The organism is Dissulfurirhabdus thermomarina, from assembly GCF_012979235.1.
Lineage (GTDB): Bacteria > Desulfobacterota > Dissulfuribacteria > Dissulfuribacterales > Dissulfurirhabdaceae > Dissulfurirhabdus > Dissulfurirhabdus thermomarina.
Window position 1 is genome coordinate 1 of sequence record NZ_JAATWC010000014.1, and the last position, 14,145, is coordinate 14,145.

Genomic DNA, 14,145 nt, shown 5'->3' on the forward strand with positions numbered 1-14,145 from the left:
CCGGCCCGGCGGCGGAGGCGGACAACTTCCCGTTTTCAGAAACCTTTCCAGGAGAGGAGGACCCCGGCCGCCACCGCCAGCGCCACCCCCAGGCCCTGCTGCCAGCTCAAGCGCTCCCCCAGGAAGAGGACGGCCAGCACCAGGGTCACCAGGGGGTAAAGCGCGGTCAGGGGCGCCACCAGGGAGATGGGCCCCGACCGGGCGGCCCCGAAGAAGAAGTAGAGGCCGATGCCGCCGAAGACCCCGGTGAGGACGGCGGGCACGGCGCCCCTCGGGTCGTACTGGAGCCCGCGCCCGATCCAGGCCGCCGCCGCCCCGCCCACGAGCAGGATCCCCAGGGCCTCGAAGACCAAGGCGCTGCCCGGCGGGATGTGGCGGACGGCGAGCTTCGGGAAGTAGGCCCAGAGCCCCCAGCACAAGAGGGCCACCAGGGCGTCGAGAAACCACTCGGACATGCCTGCCTCCCCTTCCCGGCCGCGGGCGACGGTTGACGCTGCGGCGGTATCGTAGTAGCTAGAGGCGGCCCGGCCGGCCCCGCCCACCGGCCGAGATGCACGGAAGGAGCCCCCTCGAATGGCCCTGGTTCTACCGTTTCGCGGCGTGCGATACAACCCCGGCCCCCACCCCATGGAAGAACTCGTCGCCCCGCCCTACGACGTGGTGGACGAGATCGCCCGGGACGCCCTCGTCGCCAGGAACCCGCAGAACGTCTTCCAGTTGGAACTGCCGCCGAGGCGCCCCGGGGAGGCCCCGGAGGATGCCTGCCGCCGGGCGGGCGAGACCTTCCGCCGGTGGCGCCGCCAGGGCCTCCTGGTGCAGGACCCGGCCCCGGCGGTCTACCCCTACGAGATCGAGTTCACCCTGGGACGCGACACCCACCGGCGTACCGGGCTCGTGGCCCTCGTGCGGGTGGAACCCTGGGAACGCCGCGTCATCCTCCCCCACGAGCACACCTTCGACCGGGTCACCGAGGACCGCCTCCGGCTCTTCGCGGCCACCCAGGCCCGCTTCAGCCAGATCTTCCTCTTCCACCGCCCGCTGCCCGAGGTCGGCCGCGTGCTGGCGGCCGCCCCCCGTTCCCCCCTCTACGACGTCCGGGACGGGCAGGGGTGCCGCCACCGCCTCTGGCGCCTGGACGACCCGGCCGCGGTCTCGTCCCTCCGGGCCGCCTTCCGCGACGCGGTGCTCTACATCGCCGACGGCCACCACCGCTACACCACCGCCCTCAACTACCGCCGGATGATGGAGGCGGCCCACGGGTCCGAGCCCTGGCGCCCCTATCACTACGCCATGGCCTACCTCGTGGACGCCGCCGACCCCGGCCTGGTGGTGCTTCCCACCCACCGGGAGGTACGGCTCCCCGGCGGCATGGACCCGGCGCAACTCCTCCGGGCGGCGGACCGCCTCTTCCGCCGCGAGGCGCTGGAGACCGGAAGCGAGGCCCCGGCGGCCGCGGCCCGTGAGGTGGCGGACCGCCTCGCCGAACGCCCCGAGGTGCCCGCCTTCGGGGTCTTCCTCCCGGAACGGCGGGGAGAGATCTGGTGGCTCACCGAGGAAGGCCGGGCCCTGGTGGCGGCCCGGCGCCCCCCCGAGCTGGCCGCCCTGGACGTGGCCGTCCTCGAGGACGCGGTGCTGGGGGCGCTCATGGGAATGGACCCCGAGACCGCGGCCCAGGAGGGAGACGTCCGCTTCTTCGTGGACCCGGCCGAGCGGATGGGCCGAGGAGACGGAGGCCGGGCCTTCTTCCTCCTCCGGGCCACCCCGGTGGAACGGGTCCTCGACGTGGCCGACGCCGGCCTCGTCATGCCGCACAAGTCCACGTACTTCTACCCGAAGATCCTGACGGGCCTCGTGATGCACTCGCTGGAGCCGGGGGAGCGGGAAGAGGCCGCCCCGGAAGAGGGCTGAGGCCCGGGAAAACACCGAAGGCCCGCCGGCGAACAGCCTGCGGGCCCTCGTCTCATCGGTCCGGCCGGCGCACAGCCTGCGGGCCGGGATCAGTCGAGGAAGTACTTGAGCCGGTCCCGGCGGGTGGAGTGGCGGAGCCGGTTCAGGGCCTTCTTCTCGATCTGCCGGATCCGCTCCCGGGAGACGTTGAAGCGCCGGCCGATCTCCTCCAGGGTGTATTCCCCGTCCTCGCCGATGCCGAAGCGGAGCCGGATGATCTTTTCTTCCCTCGGGCTGAGGGTGGAAAGGATGGCCCGGATACGCTCGGTGAGCTCCTTCTCCTTCACCGACTCGTAGGGCGAGACCGCGTCGTGATTCTCGATGAAGTCCCCGAGGGTGCTGTCCTCGTCCCCCACCGGCGTCTCCAGGCTCACCGGCTCCCGGGAGGCCTCGAGGATGGAGAGGATCTTCTCCATGGGGAGACCCGTTTGCTCGGAGATCTCCCCCGGGGTGGGCTCCCGGCCAAGTTCCTTGAGCAAGGCGTAGAAGGCCTTGAAGAACTGGCTCCGAAGCTCCAGGAAGTGCACCGGCAGCCGGATGGTCCGGGTCTTGTCGAGGATGGCCCGGGTGATGGCCTGCCGGATCCACCAGCTGGCGTAGGTGGAGAACTTGTTCCCCTTGGTGTAGTCGAAGCGGAACACCGCCCGCATGAGGCCGAGGTTCCCTTCCTGGATGAGGTCGGCCAGGGAGAGGCCCTGGTGCATGTAACGCTTGGCGATGCTCACCACCAACCGGAGGTTGGCGTTGATCATCTCGTCCTTGGCCTTCTCGATGTGCCGGCGCGCCTCGAGGACGTAGGCCAAGAGCTCCGAGACCCGGGCGTCATCGGGGTAGCGGGCGGCGAGATCCTTGACCGAGGCCACGAGGTGGTTGAGCTGCTGCTTCTTGGGCTTGAGGCTGGGGTCCCGGCGCCGCCAGGTGCGGATCTGTTCCCGGAGCTCCTCGAGTTCCGCGTGCTCGGCGGGGTGCTCCATGATGGCCGCCACGATCCCGTTGAAGCCTTCCCGGATGGTCCGGCTCAGGGTCTCCTCCCGCTCCGGGGTCAACAGCTCGTAGCGCCCCATCTCCCGGAGGTAGGTGGTGGTGATCTCCTCGGAGTCGGTGTAGCCCGGCGACTCGACCTTGGCCGCCGCCTTGACCGCCTTGCCGCCCTTGGGAGCGGGGCGTTCTTCCCCGTCGTCGCGGTGGCCGCGGGCCAGGCTCTCGATGAGGGCCGCGTCCCCCTCCTCGGCCACCACCTCGATGTTGTTCTTGCACAGGAGGTCGAAGATCTCCTCGATCTTCTCCGGTTCCTTGACGTCGTCGGGGATGATGTCGTTCAGGACGTCATAGGTGAGGGCCCCCTGCCGACCGGCCTCGATGAGCTGGTCCATGTAGCCGTTCTCTTCCAGGCTCTCCTTTTTGCCGCCGCCGTGTTCTTTCATATCGGTATCCGTCTCGGGCGGGCCCGCCGGCCCGCAGAATTTGCGAGAAAATTCGAACCACGGATTTTATCCCTTTCCTTCATGCACCGCAAGACTACATTAGGGACAATGGGCACGAAAGTAAAGGACCCGGGTCCCCGTCACCGGGGTATCTCCCCTCATCGGTCCAAGCGGGAACAGAGTTGAAGAACGCGGCATCGAAGACGCCTCCTCGGGCCGTCGGCGTCCGCGACCGGTTCCGGTCACCCGCCCCGGTCCTCGCCCTGGCCCCCATGGCCGAGTTCACCCATGCGGCCTTCCGCCAGTTGGTGGCGGAACTGGGTGGGTGCGACCTCTTCTGGACGGAGATGCTCAACAGCCGGATCGTGGCGGGCACCAACCCCGAGCGGGACCCCTTCCTCGACCGGGGGGACCGCGACCGCCCGCTGGTGGCCCAGCTGGTGGGGGGAGACCCGGACACCATGGCCCGGGCCGCCCGGCGGCTGGAGGCCATGGGCTTCGACGCCGTGGACATCAACATGGGGTGCGCCCGCCGCGCCATCACCCGGCACGGCTGGGGGATCGCCCTCATGTCCGACGCGCCCCGGGCCCGGGCGGTGGTCCGCGCGGTCCGGCGGGCCGTCCGCCTGCCGCTCCTGGCCAAGCTCCGGGCCTTGCCGGGCCACGACGCCCGCCGGCTCGAGGCCTTCGCCCGCTCCCTGGTGGAGGAAGGCCTCGATGCCCTGGTCCTCCACCCGCGGGCGGCGGCCGACGGCTTCAAGCGGCCCGCCCGGTGGGCGGAGATCGGGGCGCTGGCCGCGGCGCTCCCGGTGCCGGTCATCGGCAACGGGGACGTCACGGACCCGGAGGCCTGCCGCCGCCTCCTCCGGGAGACCGGCTGCGCCGGGGTCATGATCGGCCGCGCCGCCCTGGTGCGGCCCTGGATCTTCCGGGAGATCGCCGCGGGGCGGCCCTGGGCGGGCGACCTCGTGGAGGTGGCCCGGCACATGGGGCGCCTCGTCGAAGACCGCCTGCCCCCGGACCTCCGGCGCCGCCGGTTCCTGGCCTGGTGCGCCTGGTACCTCCGGAACTGGGCCCACGGGCACCACCTCTTGGGGCTCGTCCGGCGGGAACCGGACATCGACGCCATGCTGGCCGCCCTGGAAAGGGCGACGGACGGCCAGCAGTTGCTCCAGCGGCCGTTTTACGGCAGATTGTGACGAGGATGCAGACCTTCCTCTCCTCGGTGGTGACATGATCAAGAAGGACCTCTACGACGTCCTCGGCGTCTCCAAGGACGCCTCGGCCGACGACATCAAGAAGGCCTTCCGGCGCCTGGCCCGCAAGTACCACCCGGACGTGAACCCCGGAGACCCGGAGGCCGAGCGGCGCTTCAAGGAGATCAACGAGGCCTACGAGATCCTGAAGGACCCGGAGCGCCGGGCGGAGTACGACCGCCTTCGGGAGGCGGCGGGCACGGGCTTCCGAACCGACACCGGGGAACGCGCCTACGACTTCTCCGACCTCGGGGCGCGGTTCGGCGCCGAGTACGGCGACCTCTTCGACCACCTCTTCGGTTTCGGCCGCGGCTTCGATACCGGCCCCCTCCGGGGGGAGGACCAGCTGGTCCGGCTGGAGGTGGACTTCCGGGACGCGGCCCTCGGGCGGACCGTGGAGGTGGAGATCCCCCGAGAGGTCCCCTGCCGGCGGTGCCTCGGCCAGGGAATCGACCCGGCGGACGCGGGGGACCGGTGTCCCGAGTGCCGCGGTGAGGGCCGCATCCAGTCACGGCGGGGCGGCGTCCAGATGATCCGGACCTGCCCCCGGTGCGGCGGCAGCGGCCGCCTCCGGCTCCGGCCCTGCCCCGAGTGCCGGGGCGCCGGCGCCACCCGGACGGTGGAACGGCTCCGCGTCCGGATCCCCCCGGGGGCCGACGACGGGACGCGGATCCGGCTCAAGGGAAAGGGCGGCCCCGGGCCCGGGGGCGGTCCCCCGGGGGATCTCTACGTGGAGCTCTCGGTCCGGCCGGACCCCGTCTTCCGTCGCCGGGGCAACGACATCTACATCCCCGCCAAGGTCCCCCTCCCCACAGCCGTCCTGGGCGGAACGGTGGTGGTCCCCACCCTGGACGGCCGGGTGGAGGTACGGATTCCCCCGGGCACCCAGTGCGGCCAGAAGCTCCGGCTCAAGGGGAAGGGCATCGCCGGCGCCCGGGGCGCCCGGGGCGACGCCTACGTGGAGGTCACCGTGGAGATCCCGAAACGCGTGGACGCCGAGGCCCGGAAGGTCTTCGAGCGGATGCGCCGGGGCGCCGAATGACGCGGTCCTCCCGGCGGCTTGCATTGCCGCGGGCCTTTGTTATCTTTTGAATCGCCTGCCGGAAGGCGGGTCATCATCCTCCGACGCCACGACGTCCGGCCGGGCGCCCGCCGGCGGCCCGGCTTCCTCCCCGAAGGGTGCCGGGTCGCAGGGCCCTCGGCAGGGCGGCCTCGTGCCACGGGAGCAACCCCATGAACCGAACGCCCATCACGCGGGAAGGCTACGAGAAACTCAAGGCCGAGCTGGAACACCTCGAAAAGGTCGAACGCTACAAGGTCATCAAGGCCATCGAGGAGGCCCGCGCCCACGGGGACCTCTCCGAGAACGCGGAGTACCACGCGGCCAAGGAACGCCAGGGCCACATAGAAGCGCGCATCCAGTACCTCAAGGGCAAGCTGGCCGCCGCGGAGATCATCGACTGTTCCACCCAGTCGTGCGACCGGGTGGTCTTCGGGGTCAAGGTCCGGCTCGAGAACCTGGACTCCGGGGAGGAACTCGTCTACCAGCTGGTGGGTCCGGACGAGTCGGACGTCCAGGCCGGCCGGATGTCCGTCACATCCCCGGTGGGCCGAGCCCTCATCGGAAAGGAAGAGGGCGACGAGGTCGAGGTGCGGACCCCGGCGGGCATCCGCAACTACGCCATCCTCGAGATCTTCACCTGAGGGGCCGCCGCAAGATACGCCACAAATAATGATGATGGCGTCGCGAAAAGCCGCCCAATGCGCCGCCGGGTGACCCCCGCGACGCCGTCACCCCATGGGCACGCACAGCACCGGGCAGGGCAGCAGCCGCACCACCCGCTCCACGGTGCTGCCGAAGAAGATCTCCTCGATCTGGCCGTGCCCCCGGCTCCCGTAACCGCCCATCACCACCAGGTCGACCTGGAGTTCACGGGCCTTCACGGCGATCTCCTGGAACGGGAGACCGAAGGCCACCAGGGACTCCCGGACGCGGTCGCCGCCGCCCCACCGGGCCACGAATTCCTTGAAGGCCTTCCGGGCCCGTCCGGCCATCCGGTCTTTCACCTTCTCCACGGGTTCGCCCGTGTAGCCGGCGATGTCCTCGGCCAGCCGCCGGTCCACCACGTGCAGCAGCACCAGGTCGCCCTCCCACCTGGCCGCCTCCCCGGCGGCATAGCGAAGGGCCGACCCGGCGCACTCGGAAAAGTCCACTGGAACCAGGATCAAGGTCTGCCCCGACAAGCTCACGCGCCCTCCTCCCCCGGCCCCCGGAGACCGGTATCCGCGCCTTTCGCGCCAGCATAGACCCTGCCTTCCCATCCAGCCACCGCCACCGTATGTTCCCACGAGAACCCCGCGCGGCGCAAGGCCGATTCCACGGCCCTGGCGCCGGGGGCCGTGAAACCCGCGGCCACCAGCCGCCCGCCCGGGCGCAGGCACCGGCGGATGTGCGGCGCCAGCCGGACGAGGACCGAGGGGACGAGGTTCGCCGTCGCCAGGTCGAAGGCGGCGGCGGGCAGGCGTTCCAGGGACACGTCCCGGACCTCGGCCCGGGCGGACGCGCCGTTCAACCGGAGGTTCTCCGCGGCCAGGGCCACGGCCTCCGGGTCCGTGTCGACGGCCGTCACCGCCGCGGCCCCCATCCGTACCGCCAGGACGGCGAGGATCCCCGTCCCGGCCCCGACGTCCAACACCTCGCGGCCCTCGACCCGGCCCCGGTCCGCGAGCCACTCCAGGGCGGCGGCGGCGGCCCGTGTGCTGGGATGGCGCCCGGACCCGAAGGCCCAGCCCGTCCGGAGCCGGATCGCCCCGGGGGGCGGGGGACGGTGGTCCATCACCGGCCAAACCCGGAAACGCCCCAGCCGGAGGCACCCGCCGTCCTCCTCCGCCGTCTCCGCCTCGCCCTCCAGGGGCCGCACGCGCCAGTCGAGGCCCCCGGGCGCCGCCCCCGCCGCCAGGACGGCCGCATCCACGCGGCGGGCGAGGGCCGCCAGCGCCGCGTCCCAGCCCGAGGCCTCGACCTCGGTGAAGAGCGCGATCCGGCGGGCGCGGGGCGGTGCATCGGGTTCCAGGGGCCGCCAGCCCGGGGGCAGGGCCGCCACCACCACCCGGGGGTCCACGCCGTCCGGCAACCGGAGGTCCACCCGGAGGCCCCGGGGCGCCGGGGCGCCGCAGAACTCGAAGGACACGGCTAGAGACGACGGGAGAAACGATGGATACGGGCCCGGAGGCGCACCACGGCGGGATGGACCTCGTCGAACTGCTCCAGGGCCACCGCGTGGCGGAGATCCGCCACCGCCAGGCGGAGCTCGGCGTATTCCTTGGCCAAGGGGCCCCGGGCCGGAACACGGGCCGCGAGACCCTCGAGGCGTTCGGCCAGGGCCCGGATCTCCTCCAGCGCCCGGTCCCGGAGCGTCTTCCGGGCGGCGGCGGCGGCCTCCTGGGCCGCCTTCGCCTTCGCCCCCGCCGTCCGGGCCAGATAAGCGGCCTTCCGGTAGGCCTTCTTCCAGGCGTAGTCCTTGGCGAGGGCGAGGAGGTCCTCGGCCTCGGCGAGCCCGTCGGCGGCGTAACGGCGGGCACCGCCTTCACGGGCGGCCTCCACGGCGGCCTCGGCCTCGCGGCGGGCGCGCCGCCAGTCTTCCATGGCCTGGACACCGGGGGACATCTCGCGGATCCGCTCCAGCTTCTCCTGGATCTCCTTCTGGAGCTGGCGGCCGGAGGCGAGGGTGAAACCCGAAAGCGGCAGGACGAGGCACAGGAGGAGGGCCGCCGGGGCCAGTCCGCACCGGGTGCACCGGGGGAGGGAGGCCACGGCGCCCCCTACTCCGCCGCCAGGTTGGCGAGGATGTGCCCCTCGATCCATTTCCGGTCCCACCATTCCACCGGATCCACGAAGACCCCGTGGACCAGCATGGCGAAGTGGAGGTGATCCCCGCCGGCGAGGCCCGTCATACCGGTCCGGCCGATGACCTGGCCCTTTCGGACCTCCTGGCCCGGGGTGACGGCGATGGAGGACAGGTGCCCGTAGAGGCTGAAGAGGCCGAAGCCGTGGTCCAGGAGCACGGTGTTGCCGTAGATGCCGAGTTCCCCGGCGAAGGCCACCCGCCCGGCGTTGGCGGCCGGAACCGGGGAATGGGCGGTGGCGGCGAGATCCACGCCGAGGTGCACCGCCCGGTCCACCTCGCGCCCGCGGTAGAGGTAGGTGCGCCGCTCGGCGAAACCCGCCCGGCGCGAAGAGCGCGGCAGGCGCAGGAAGGCCCCGCTCCAGAGGAGTTCCGGCCGGCTCCCGGCGCACAACTCCCGGAGGCGGCGGGCGTTCTCGCGCCGGAGTTCCCCGTTGACGCGGAGGAAGACGGCCAAGAGGTCCGTCTCCGGCTCGTCGGGGCGGGCGAAGCCGGGCATCTTCCGGCGGAGGAAGTCGTCGGTGATCCGGATCCGGTCGGACCGGGGCGTCCGCCGCAGCACGAGGAAGGGAACCCCGGCCCGGCCCACGTTGCCCGCCGCGTCCCGGGCCTCCACGTAGACCCGATCCACCTGCTGGACGTCGAAGGGAATTGCCACCAGGGCGGCATAGTCCCCGGCCCGGCCTCCCGGCTTGGGATAGCCCGGGAAGAAGCGGTCTCCCACCACCACGCCGGAGTCGGCCGGCCGCTCCGAGAGCCGGTAGGCCACGAGGCCGGCCCCGCCCACGGCCACGTTGTGCATGCGGCTGAGCACCTGTACCCTGGGCGGGGTGATGTCCACCCGGACCGGCCGCTCCAGTCGGGCCCAGTTCCCCGCCAGCACGTTCCGGGCCGAGGCGTCCCAGGCCTCCACCCGAAGCCGGGCGGGCCCCTCCGCAAGACCCAGGGCGTGGGGGTGGAAGGAAAAGGTCCACTCCCGCTCGGGGACCCCCGTCCCCCGCCACCACGCGGCGGGGGGCAGGGTCCCGGCCCCCACCCGGTACACCCGCTGGTCCTGGACCAGGGCCACGGTGACCCGCCGGACCCCGCTCCGGTCGTCGCGGACCCGGACACGGACGGTGGCGTCGCGCCCGATCACCTCGGGGGGCGCCACCACCTCGATGGCGGGCGGCGTCCCTTCCAGCCGGAAGAAGGCGAAGAGCCCGGCCAGGACCAGGACCGCCACGACGACGAAGGAGAGGAGGCAGACGAGGATGCGCTTCATGAACGGGCTCCCAGTGGCAGGGCCGGCGGGCGGCCCGGGGACGCGAGGCGCCCCCTTGCCGCGCGCACGGCGAGGTCAGGACGGCGCCGCGGCAATGCGCTCGGCGTAGTGTGCTCCATTCCTCGACCCGCTGCAACCGCCGCCGTCAAGGCAGGACCTCCGGGCGGCGGTTCACCCGGTTCATGGCGGCCTCGACCCCCGCCTGGAGGAACTCCCGGACCCCCTCCAGGGCCCGCTGGACCACCTCGCCGAGGTGGTCTTCCTCCTCGGGGGTGAAGGCCTGGAGGACGTAGGCCTCGGCGGAAAGCCCCGCGGGCGGGCGGCCGATCCCCACCTTGAGCCGGGGGAAATCCCGGGTGCCGAGGACCGCCGCCACGGACCGGACCCCGTTGTGCCCGCCGGCGCCGCCGCCCCGCACCAGCTTCAAGCGGCCGAAGGGGACGTCGAGGTCGTCGTGTACCACCAACATGTCGGCGGGATCCACGCGAAAGAACCGCAGCAGCGGGGCCACCGCCTCGCCGCTGCGGTTCATGTAGGTCATGGGCTTGAGGAGGATCACCGGCCGCCCCAGGTACCGCCCCTGGGCCACCAGGGCCTGGACGCCCCGGCGGGCGTCGCCGAAGTCGAGGCCGGCCGCGGCCGCCACGGCGTCGAGGACGCGGAACCCCACGTTGTGGCGGGTCCGCTCGTAGCGGCGGCCGGGGTTGCCGAGCCCCACGAGGAGGGACCGGGCCAAGGCCGGGGCCTATTCTTCCTCGGCCTCCGGCGCCTCGGCCGGCGCCTCTTCCAGGATCTCCTCGGCCTCCTCGCCCTCCTCGGCCGGTTCCTCCATGCCGCCGCCGGCCCCGCTCACGGTCACCACCGCCAGGTGCGGGGCGTCCAGGAGCCGAATGCCGGCCGGGGGCTCGATGTCCGAGACGTGCAGGGCGTCGCCGACGTCCAGGGCGCTGACCTCCACCTCGAGGGCGTCGGGGATGTCGGTGGGCAGGCAGGAGATGCGGAGCGTCCGCCGGATGACCTGGAGGACGCCCTTGCCGATCTCGACCCCGCGGGCCTTCCCCACGGTCCGCACCGGGACCTCGGTCTCCACCGGCTCGTCCATGTAGACCTCGTAGAAGTCCACGTGGCGGATCTGGTCACTGACGGGGTGCAGCTGGAGGTCCTTGACCAGGGCCAGGCGCGGGCCCTGGTCCCCCAGCTCGAGGTTGCAGAGCAACCGGCTGCGTGGGATCCGGTTCAAGACCTTCCAGAAACCGTGGAAATCCACGGCCAGGGGGACGGGCTCGGTCTTGCGCCCGTAGAGGATCCCCGGGAGCATCCCCTGGCGGCGCAGCTTCCGGGCCGCGCCCTTTCCCGTCTCCGTGCGCACGGTGGCAGCGATTGAAACCTGTTCCATGTCTTTCTGGCTCCTTTTCCGCGGCCCGCCCCTAGACGAAGAGGGAGCTGACCGAGTCGTCGTTGTGGATCCGCCGGATGGCCTCGCCGAGGAGGTTCGAGACGGAGAGCACCCGGATCTTGTCGAGTCGCCGGGCCTCTTCCCGGAGCGGAATGGTGTTGGTGACCACCAGCGTCTCCAGGACGGAGTCGCGGACCCGCTCCACGGCCGGCCCGGAGAGCACCGGGTGGGTGGCGCAGGCATGGACCTCGCGGGCGCCGCGGTCCTTCAGGGCCGCCGCCGCCTGGCAGAGGGTCCCGGCGGTATCGACCATGTCGTCGAGGATCATGACGGTCTTGCCCTCCACGTCGCCGATGATGTTCATGACCTGCGACTCGTTGGGCCGGTCGCGTCGCTTGTCGATGATGGCGAGCCCCGCCCCGAGGCGCTTGGCGAAGGCCCGGGTCCGCTCCACGCCGCCCGCGTCCGGGGAGACCATGACGAGGTCGCCCGGCAGGTGGGTCTTGATGTACTCGAGGAGCACCGGCGCCGCGTAGAGGTGGTCCACCGGGATGCTGAAAAAGCCCTGTATCTGGCCGGCATGGAGGTCCATGGCCAGCACCCGCCGGGCCCCCGCGGTGGTGATGATGTCGGCCATGAGCTTGGCCGAGATGGGCACCCGGGGGGCGGCCTTTCGGTCCTGCCGGGCGTAGCCGTAGTAGGGCATGACGGCGGTGATGCGGCGGGCGGAGGCGCGGCGGAGGGCGTCCACCATGATGAGGAGTTCCATCACGTGGTCGTTGACCGGCGGCCCCGTGGGCTGCACCACGTAGACGTCGGCGCCGCGCACGTTCTCGCCGATCTCCACGAAGACCTCCCCGTCACTGAAGGTCCGGACGGAGGCGCGGCCGAGGGGGATGCTGAGGTAGTCGCAGATGTCCTGGGCCATGTCCGGGTTGGCGTTCCCGGTGAAGACCTTGAGCTGGTTCAGTGCCATGAAGTGCCGTCCTGGTCCGAGCGATCAAAAAAATGGCTGGGGTGGGAGGATTCGAACCTCCGAATGCGGGTTCCAAAGACCCGTGTCTTACCGCTTGACGACACCCCAACCGGCGGTTCAGCACCCCCGGACGACACGGACCCGAACGCCCGCCTCGCCCGCCAAGCGGCCGGCCGCCGCCCGGGCCCGGGCCTCTTCCCGGAAGGCACCGAAGACGGTGGAGCCGCTGCCGGACATGAGGGCGGCGCGGGCACCCTCGGCCAGCAGGATGTCTTTCAGGCGGCCGACTTGGGGATGGGCGGAGAGCACCACCTGCTCGAGGTCGTTCTTCCACGCCATGGTCCGCAGGGCCTGACCGGGGTCAAAAATAGTGTCCGGGCCCCGGGTTGTCAACACGAAGTTCTCGTAAACCCAACGGGTACTTATCCCGAAGGGAGGCATGGCCAGGACGTACCAGAACGCCGGAGGCTCCACGGGCTCGAGCTCGGTGCCCACGCCCCGGCCGACGGCGGCGGGGACATCCAGCAGGAAAAAGGGGACGTCGGCGCCGAGGGCGGCCCCCATGGCCATGAGCTCGGCGGCGGGGACCGGCTCCCCGGCCAGGGCGTTGAGGCCCCTGAGCACCGCTGCGGCGTCGCTGCTGCCGCCCCCGAGCCCCCCGCCGGGGGGGATCTCCTTGAAGAGTTCCACCCGGACGTCCAGCCCGAGCCCCGTCCGCCGGAGAAAGGCCTCGGCGGCACGGTGGGCGAGGTTGCGCGCGTCTTCGGGGAGTGCCGATCCGGGGCAGGAGAGACGCACGCCGCCCCGCCCCGGGGTGACCTCGAGGTGCAGGCGGTCCCGGAGCGAGACGCGCTGGAAGACCGTGGCGATGAGGTGGTAACCGTCGGCCCGCCGCCCCTCCACGTGGAGCAGGAGATTGATCTTGGCCGGGGCCTCCAGCGAGAGGCTCGCCCCCCGCGTCATCCCGGCAAGTCCGGGGCCGCCCCCCCCGGGCGGTCGGGCGCGCCGCCTGCAGGTCCGTTCGGTGCCATCAGGCCTTCGCCTTCACGAAGCGCAGCCGGAGGTCGAAGAGGATGTGCTCGAGGAGGGCGGCCTCCTCCTCGGTCAGGTTCCCCGCGGTCTTCTCCTGGAGGAGGGCCAGGGTGTCGATGGCCTGCTTGGCCAGCACGAGGTCCACGCACCGCTTCCCGCTCACGGGGTCGTCCATCTCGCCGAGGTGACACAAGGCCGAGGTGTTGAGCGACAGGACGAAGGTGGAAAAGGTGACGTCGGGAAGCGGCGGAGTCTGGCGGCAGGTGTTGTCCCGTTCCCCGGTGTCGTTGGTGGGTCGGTCCGTGTCTCTGGTCGCCATGGCGCTTGCTCCTTTTCCCCGGGCGCAGCGGGCCCCCGGACCGCGGCGGCGCATGGAAAACCGCTCCGGCCGGCGTATCCTCGCGGCGTCACCGAAAAAGATAGATCATGCCCGGGACCCGGGCAAGCCTCGATGGCGTCGCGGGAATCGCCAAGCGGAACGCTTGGCGGCGGCGCTGCAAGCCCCTCGGCCCCTCGCAGTCCCCGGTGACGCCTCGTGCCTCGCGATGGTCGCGCCTTGTCCTTGGCGGTTCCCGCTGAGCCGTCCGTGCCGATGTCGGAACTTTCTTGCCGGGCATCCGTGCAGGTGCCGGAGGAAGGCGAAAAGAACGCGGCGATTTTGCGGCCATCCACCCAGGATGGCCTCGCAAAAAGGCCTCGGAGTGGAGGCTCGGCAAAAAGCGCCAAATGCAAGGTGCGAGGATGTCGAGGGATGAGGCGCACTTGAGCTCTGCCGCAATGGAGAGGGCCTCGAAGCAACGCAGAGCAGCCCGCGCATCTTTGCGATGGCACCAACGCTTGAGCTGGCAGCAGGGCCTGGGGCTGGCCGGCGGCGGCGGCCGGGGTCCTCCTCTCCTGGAAAGGTTTCTGAAAACGGGAAGTTGTCCGCCTCCGCCGCCGGGCCGA

The 14,145-nt window shown here is 71.6% G+C and carries 15 protein-coding genes and 1 tRNA gene; 4 read left to right on the top strand and 12 right to left on the bottom strand.

All coding sequences use genetic code 11. From position 1 onward, the window contains the following. Positions 1 to 35: 35 nt before the first annotated feature. Positions 36 to 455 carry an EamA family transporter gene (locus tag HCU62_RS11400; RefSeq protein WP_163298202.1) on the bottom strand — a complete coding sequence of 140 codons (420 nt, stop codon included), beginning with the start codon at positions 453 to 455 and terminating at the stop codon, positions 36 to 38. 118 nt (positions 456 to 573) lie between these two features. Between HCU62_RS11400 and HCU62_RS11405 the strand changes: the two genes are divergently transcribed. Beyond that, the gene (locus HCU62_RS11405; RefSeq protein ID WP_163298203.1) at positions 574 to 1,908 is read left to right on the top strand and encodes a DUF1015 domain-containing protein; all 1,335 of its coding nucleotides are present in this window, start codon (positions 574 to 576) and stop codon (positions 1,906 to 1,908) included. An 89-nt stretch (positions 1,909 to 1,997) separates the two neighbouring features. Here HCU62_RS11405 and HCU62_RS11410 read toward each other — a convergent pair whose 3' ends face one another. After that, on the bottom strand, positions 1,998 to 3,371 hold the full coding sequence (locus tag HCU62_RS11410; protein WP_246325493.1) for a sigma-70 family RNA polymerase sigma factor: 1,374 nt from the start codon (positions 3,369 to 3,371) through the stop codon (positions 1,998 to 2,000). A 182-nt stretch (positions 3,372 to 3,553) separates the two neighbouring features. Between HCU62_RS11410 and HCU62_RS11415 the strand changes: the two genes are divergently transcribed. From HCU62_RS11415 to greA, 3 genes are all read left to right on the top strand, one after another. Next, positions 3,554 to 4,570, top strand: coding sequence for a tRNA dihydrouridine synthase (locus HCU62_RS11415; RefSeq protein ID WP_163298204.1), 1,017 nt, complete (start codon positions 3,554 to 3,556; stop codon positions 4,568 to 4,570). A 34-nt stretch (positions 4,571 to 4,604) separates the two neighbouring features. Continuing rightward, complete coding sequence (gene dnaJ, locus HCU62_RS11420) at positions 4,605 to 5,669, top strand: molecular chaperone DnaJ (RefSeq protein ID WP_163298205.1); 1,065 nt, start codon at positions 4,605 to 4,607, stop codon at positions 5,667 to 5,669. A 191-nt stretch (positions 5,670 to 5,860) separates the two neighbouring features. Next, the gene (gene greA / locus HCU62_RS11425) at positions 5,861 to 6,331 is read left to right on the top strand and encodes a transcription elongation factor GreA (RefSeq protein ID WP_163298206.1); all 471 of its coding nucleotides are present in this window, start codon (positions 5,861 to 5,863) and stop codon (positions 6,329 to 6,331) included. Positions 6,332 to 6,418: 87 nt separating this feature from the next. Here the strand turns inward: greA and HCU62_RS11430 are convergent, their stop codons facing one another. The 10 genes from HCU62_RS11430 to HCU62_RS11475 form a co-directional block, all read right to left on the bottom strand. After that, positions 6,419 to 6,877 (bottom strand): universal stress protein, encoded by a 459-nt coding sequence (locus HCU62_RS11430; RefSeq protein ID WP_163298207.1) that lies wholly within the window; start codon positions 6,875 to 6,877, stop codon positions 6,419 to 6,421. Next, on the bottom strand, positions 6,874 to 7,818 hold the full coding sequence (locus tag HCU62_RS12350; protein WP_163298208.1) for a 50S ribosomal protein L11 methyltransferase: 945 nt from the start codon (positions 7,816 to 7,818) through the stop codon (positions 6,874 to 6,876). Before HCU62_RS12350 ends, HCU62_RS11430 begins: the two co-directional genes overlap by 4 nt. A 2-nt stretch (positions 7,819 to 7,820) precedes the next feature. Beyond that, positions 7,821 to 8,441 (bottom strand): hypothetical protein, encoded by a 621-nt coding sequence (locus tag HCU62_RS11440; protein WP_163298209.1) that lies wholly within the window; start codon positions 8,439 to 8,441, stop codon positions 7,821 to 7,823. 8 nt (positions 8,442 to 8,449) lie between these two features. After that, positions 8,450 to 9,796: a M23 family metallopeptidase gene (locus HCU62_RS11445; RefSeq protein WP_163298210.1), complete on the bottom strand. Its 1,347-nt coding sequence runs from the start codon at positions 9,794 to 9,796 to the stop codon at positions 8,450 to 8,452. A gap of 145 nt (positions 9,797 to 9,941) precedes the next feature. Further along, positions 9,942 to 10,532, bottom strand: coding sequence for an aminoacyl-tRNA hydrolase (gene pth, locus HCU62_RS11450; protein WP_163298211.1), 591 nt, complete (start codon positions 10,530 to 10,532; stop codon positions 9,942 to 9,944). 9 nt (positions 10,533 to 10,541) lie between these two features. After that, complete coding sequence (locus HCU62_RS12760; protein WP_163298212.1) at positions 10,542 to 11,192, bottom strand: 50S ribosomal protein L25; 651 nt, start codon at positions 11,190 to 11,192, stop codon at positions 10,542 to 10,544. Positions 11,193 to 11,223: 31 nt separating this feature from the next. Then, on the bottom strand, positions 11,224 to 12,168 hold the full coding sequence (locus HCU62_RS11460; protein ID WP_163298213.1) for a ribose-phosphate pyrophosphokinase: 945 nt from the start codon (positions 12,166 to 12,168) through the stop codon (positions 11,224 to 11,226). Positions 12,169 to 12,201: 33 nt separating this feature from the next. Continuing rightward, positions 12,202 to 12,276 (bottom strand) — tRNA-Gln (locus HCU62_RS11465). Between the two features lie 9 nt (positions 12,277 to 12,285). Next, positions 12,286 to 13,131 carry a 4-(cytidine 5'-diphospho)-2-C-methyl-D-erythritol kinase gene (ispE, locus tag HCU62_RS11470; protein ID WP_163298214.1) on the bottom strand — a complete coding sequence of 282 codons (846 nt, stop codon included), beginning with the start codon at positions 13,129 to 13,131 and terminating at the stop codon, positions 12,286 to 12,288. A gap of 67 nt (positions 13,132 to 13,198) precedes the next feature. Next, entirely contained in the window at positions 13,199 to 13,519 is a 321-nt protein-coding gene (locus HCU62_RS11475) for a DUF1844 domain-containing protein (protein ID WP_163298215.1), read from the bottom strand. Positions 13,520 to 14,145 lie beyond the last annotated feature (626 nt).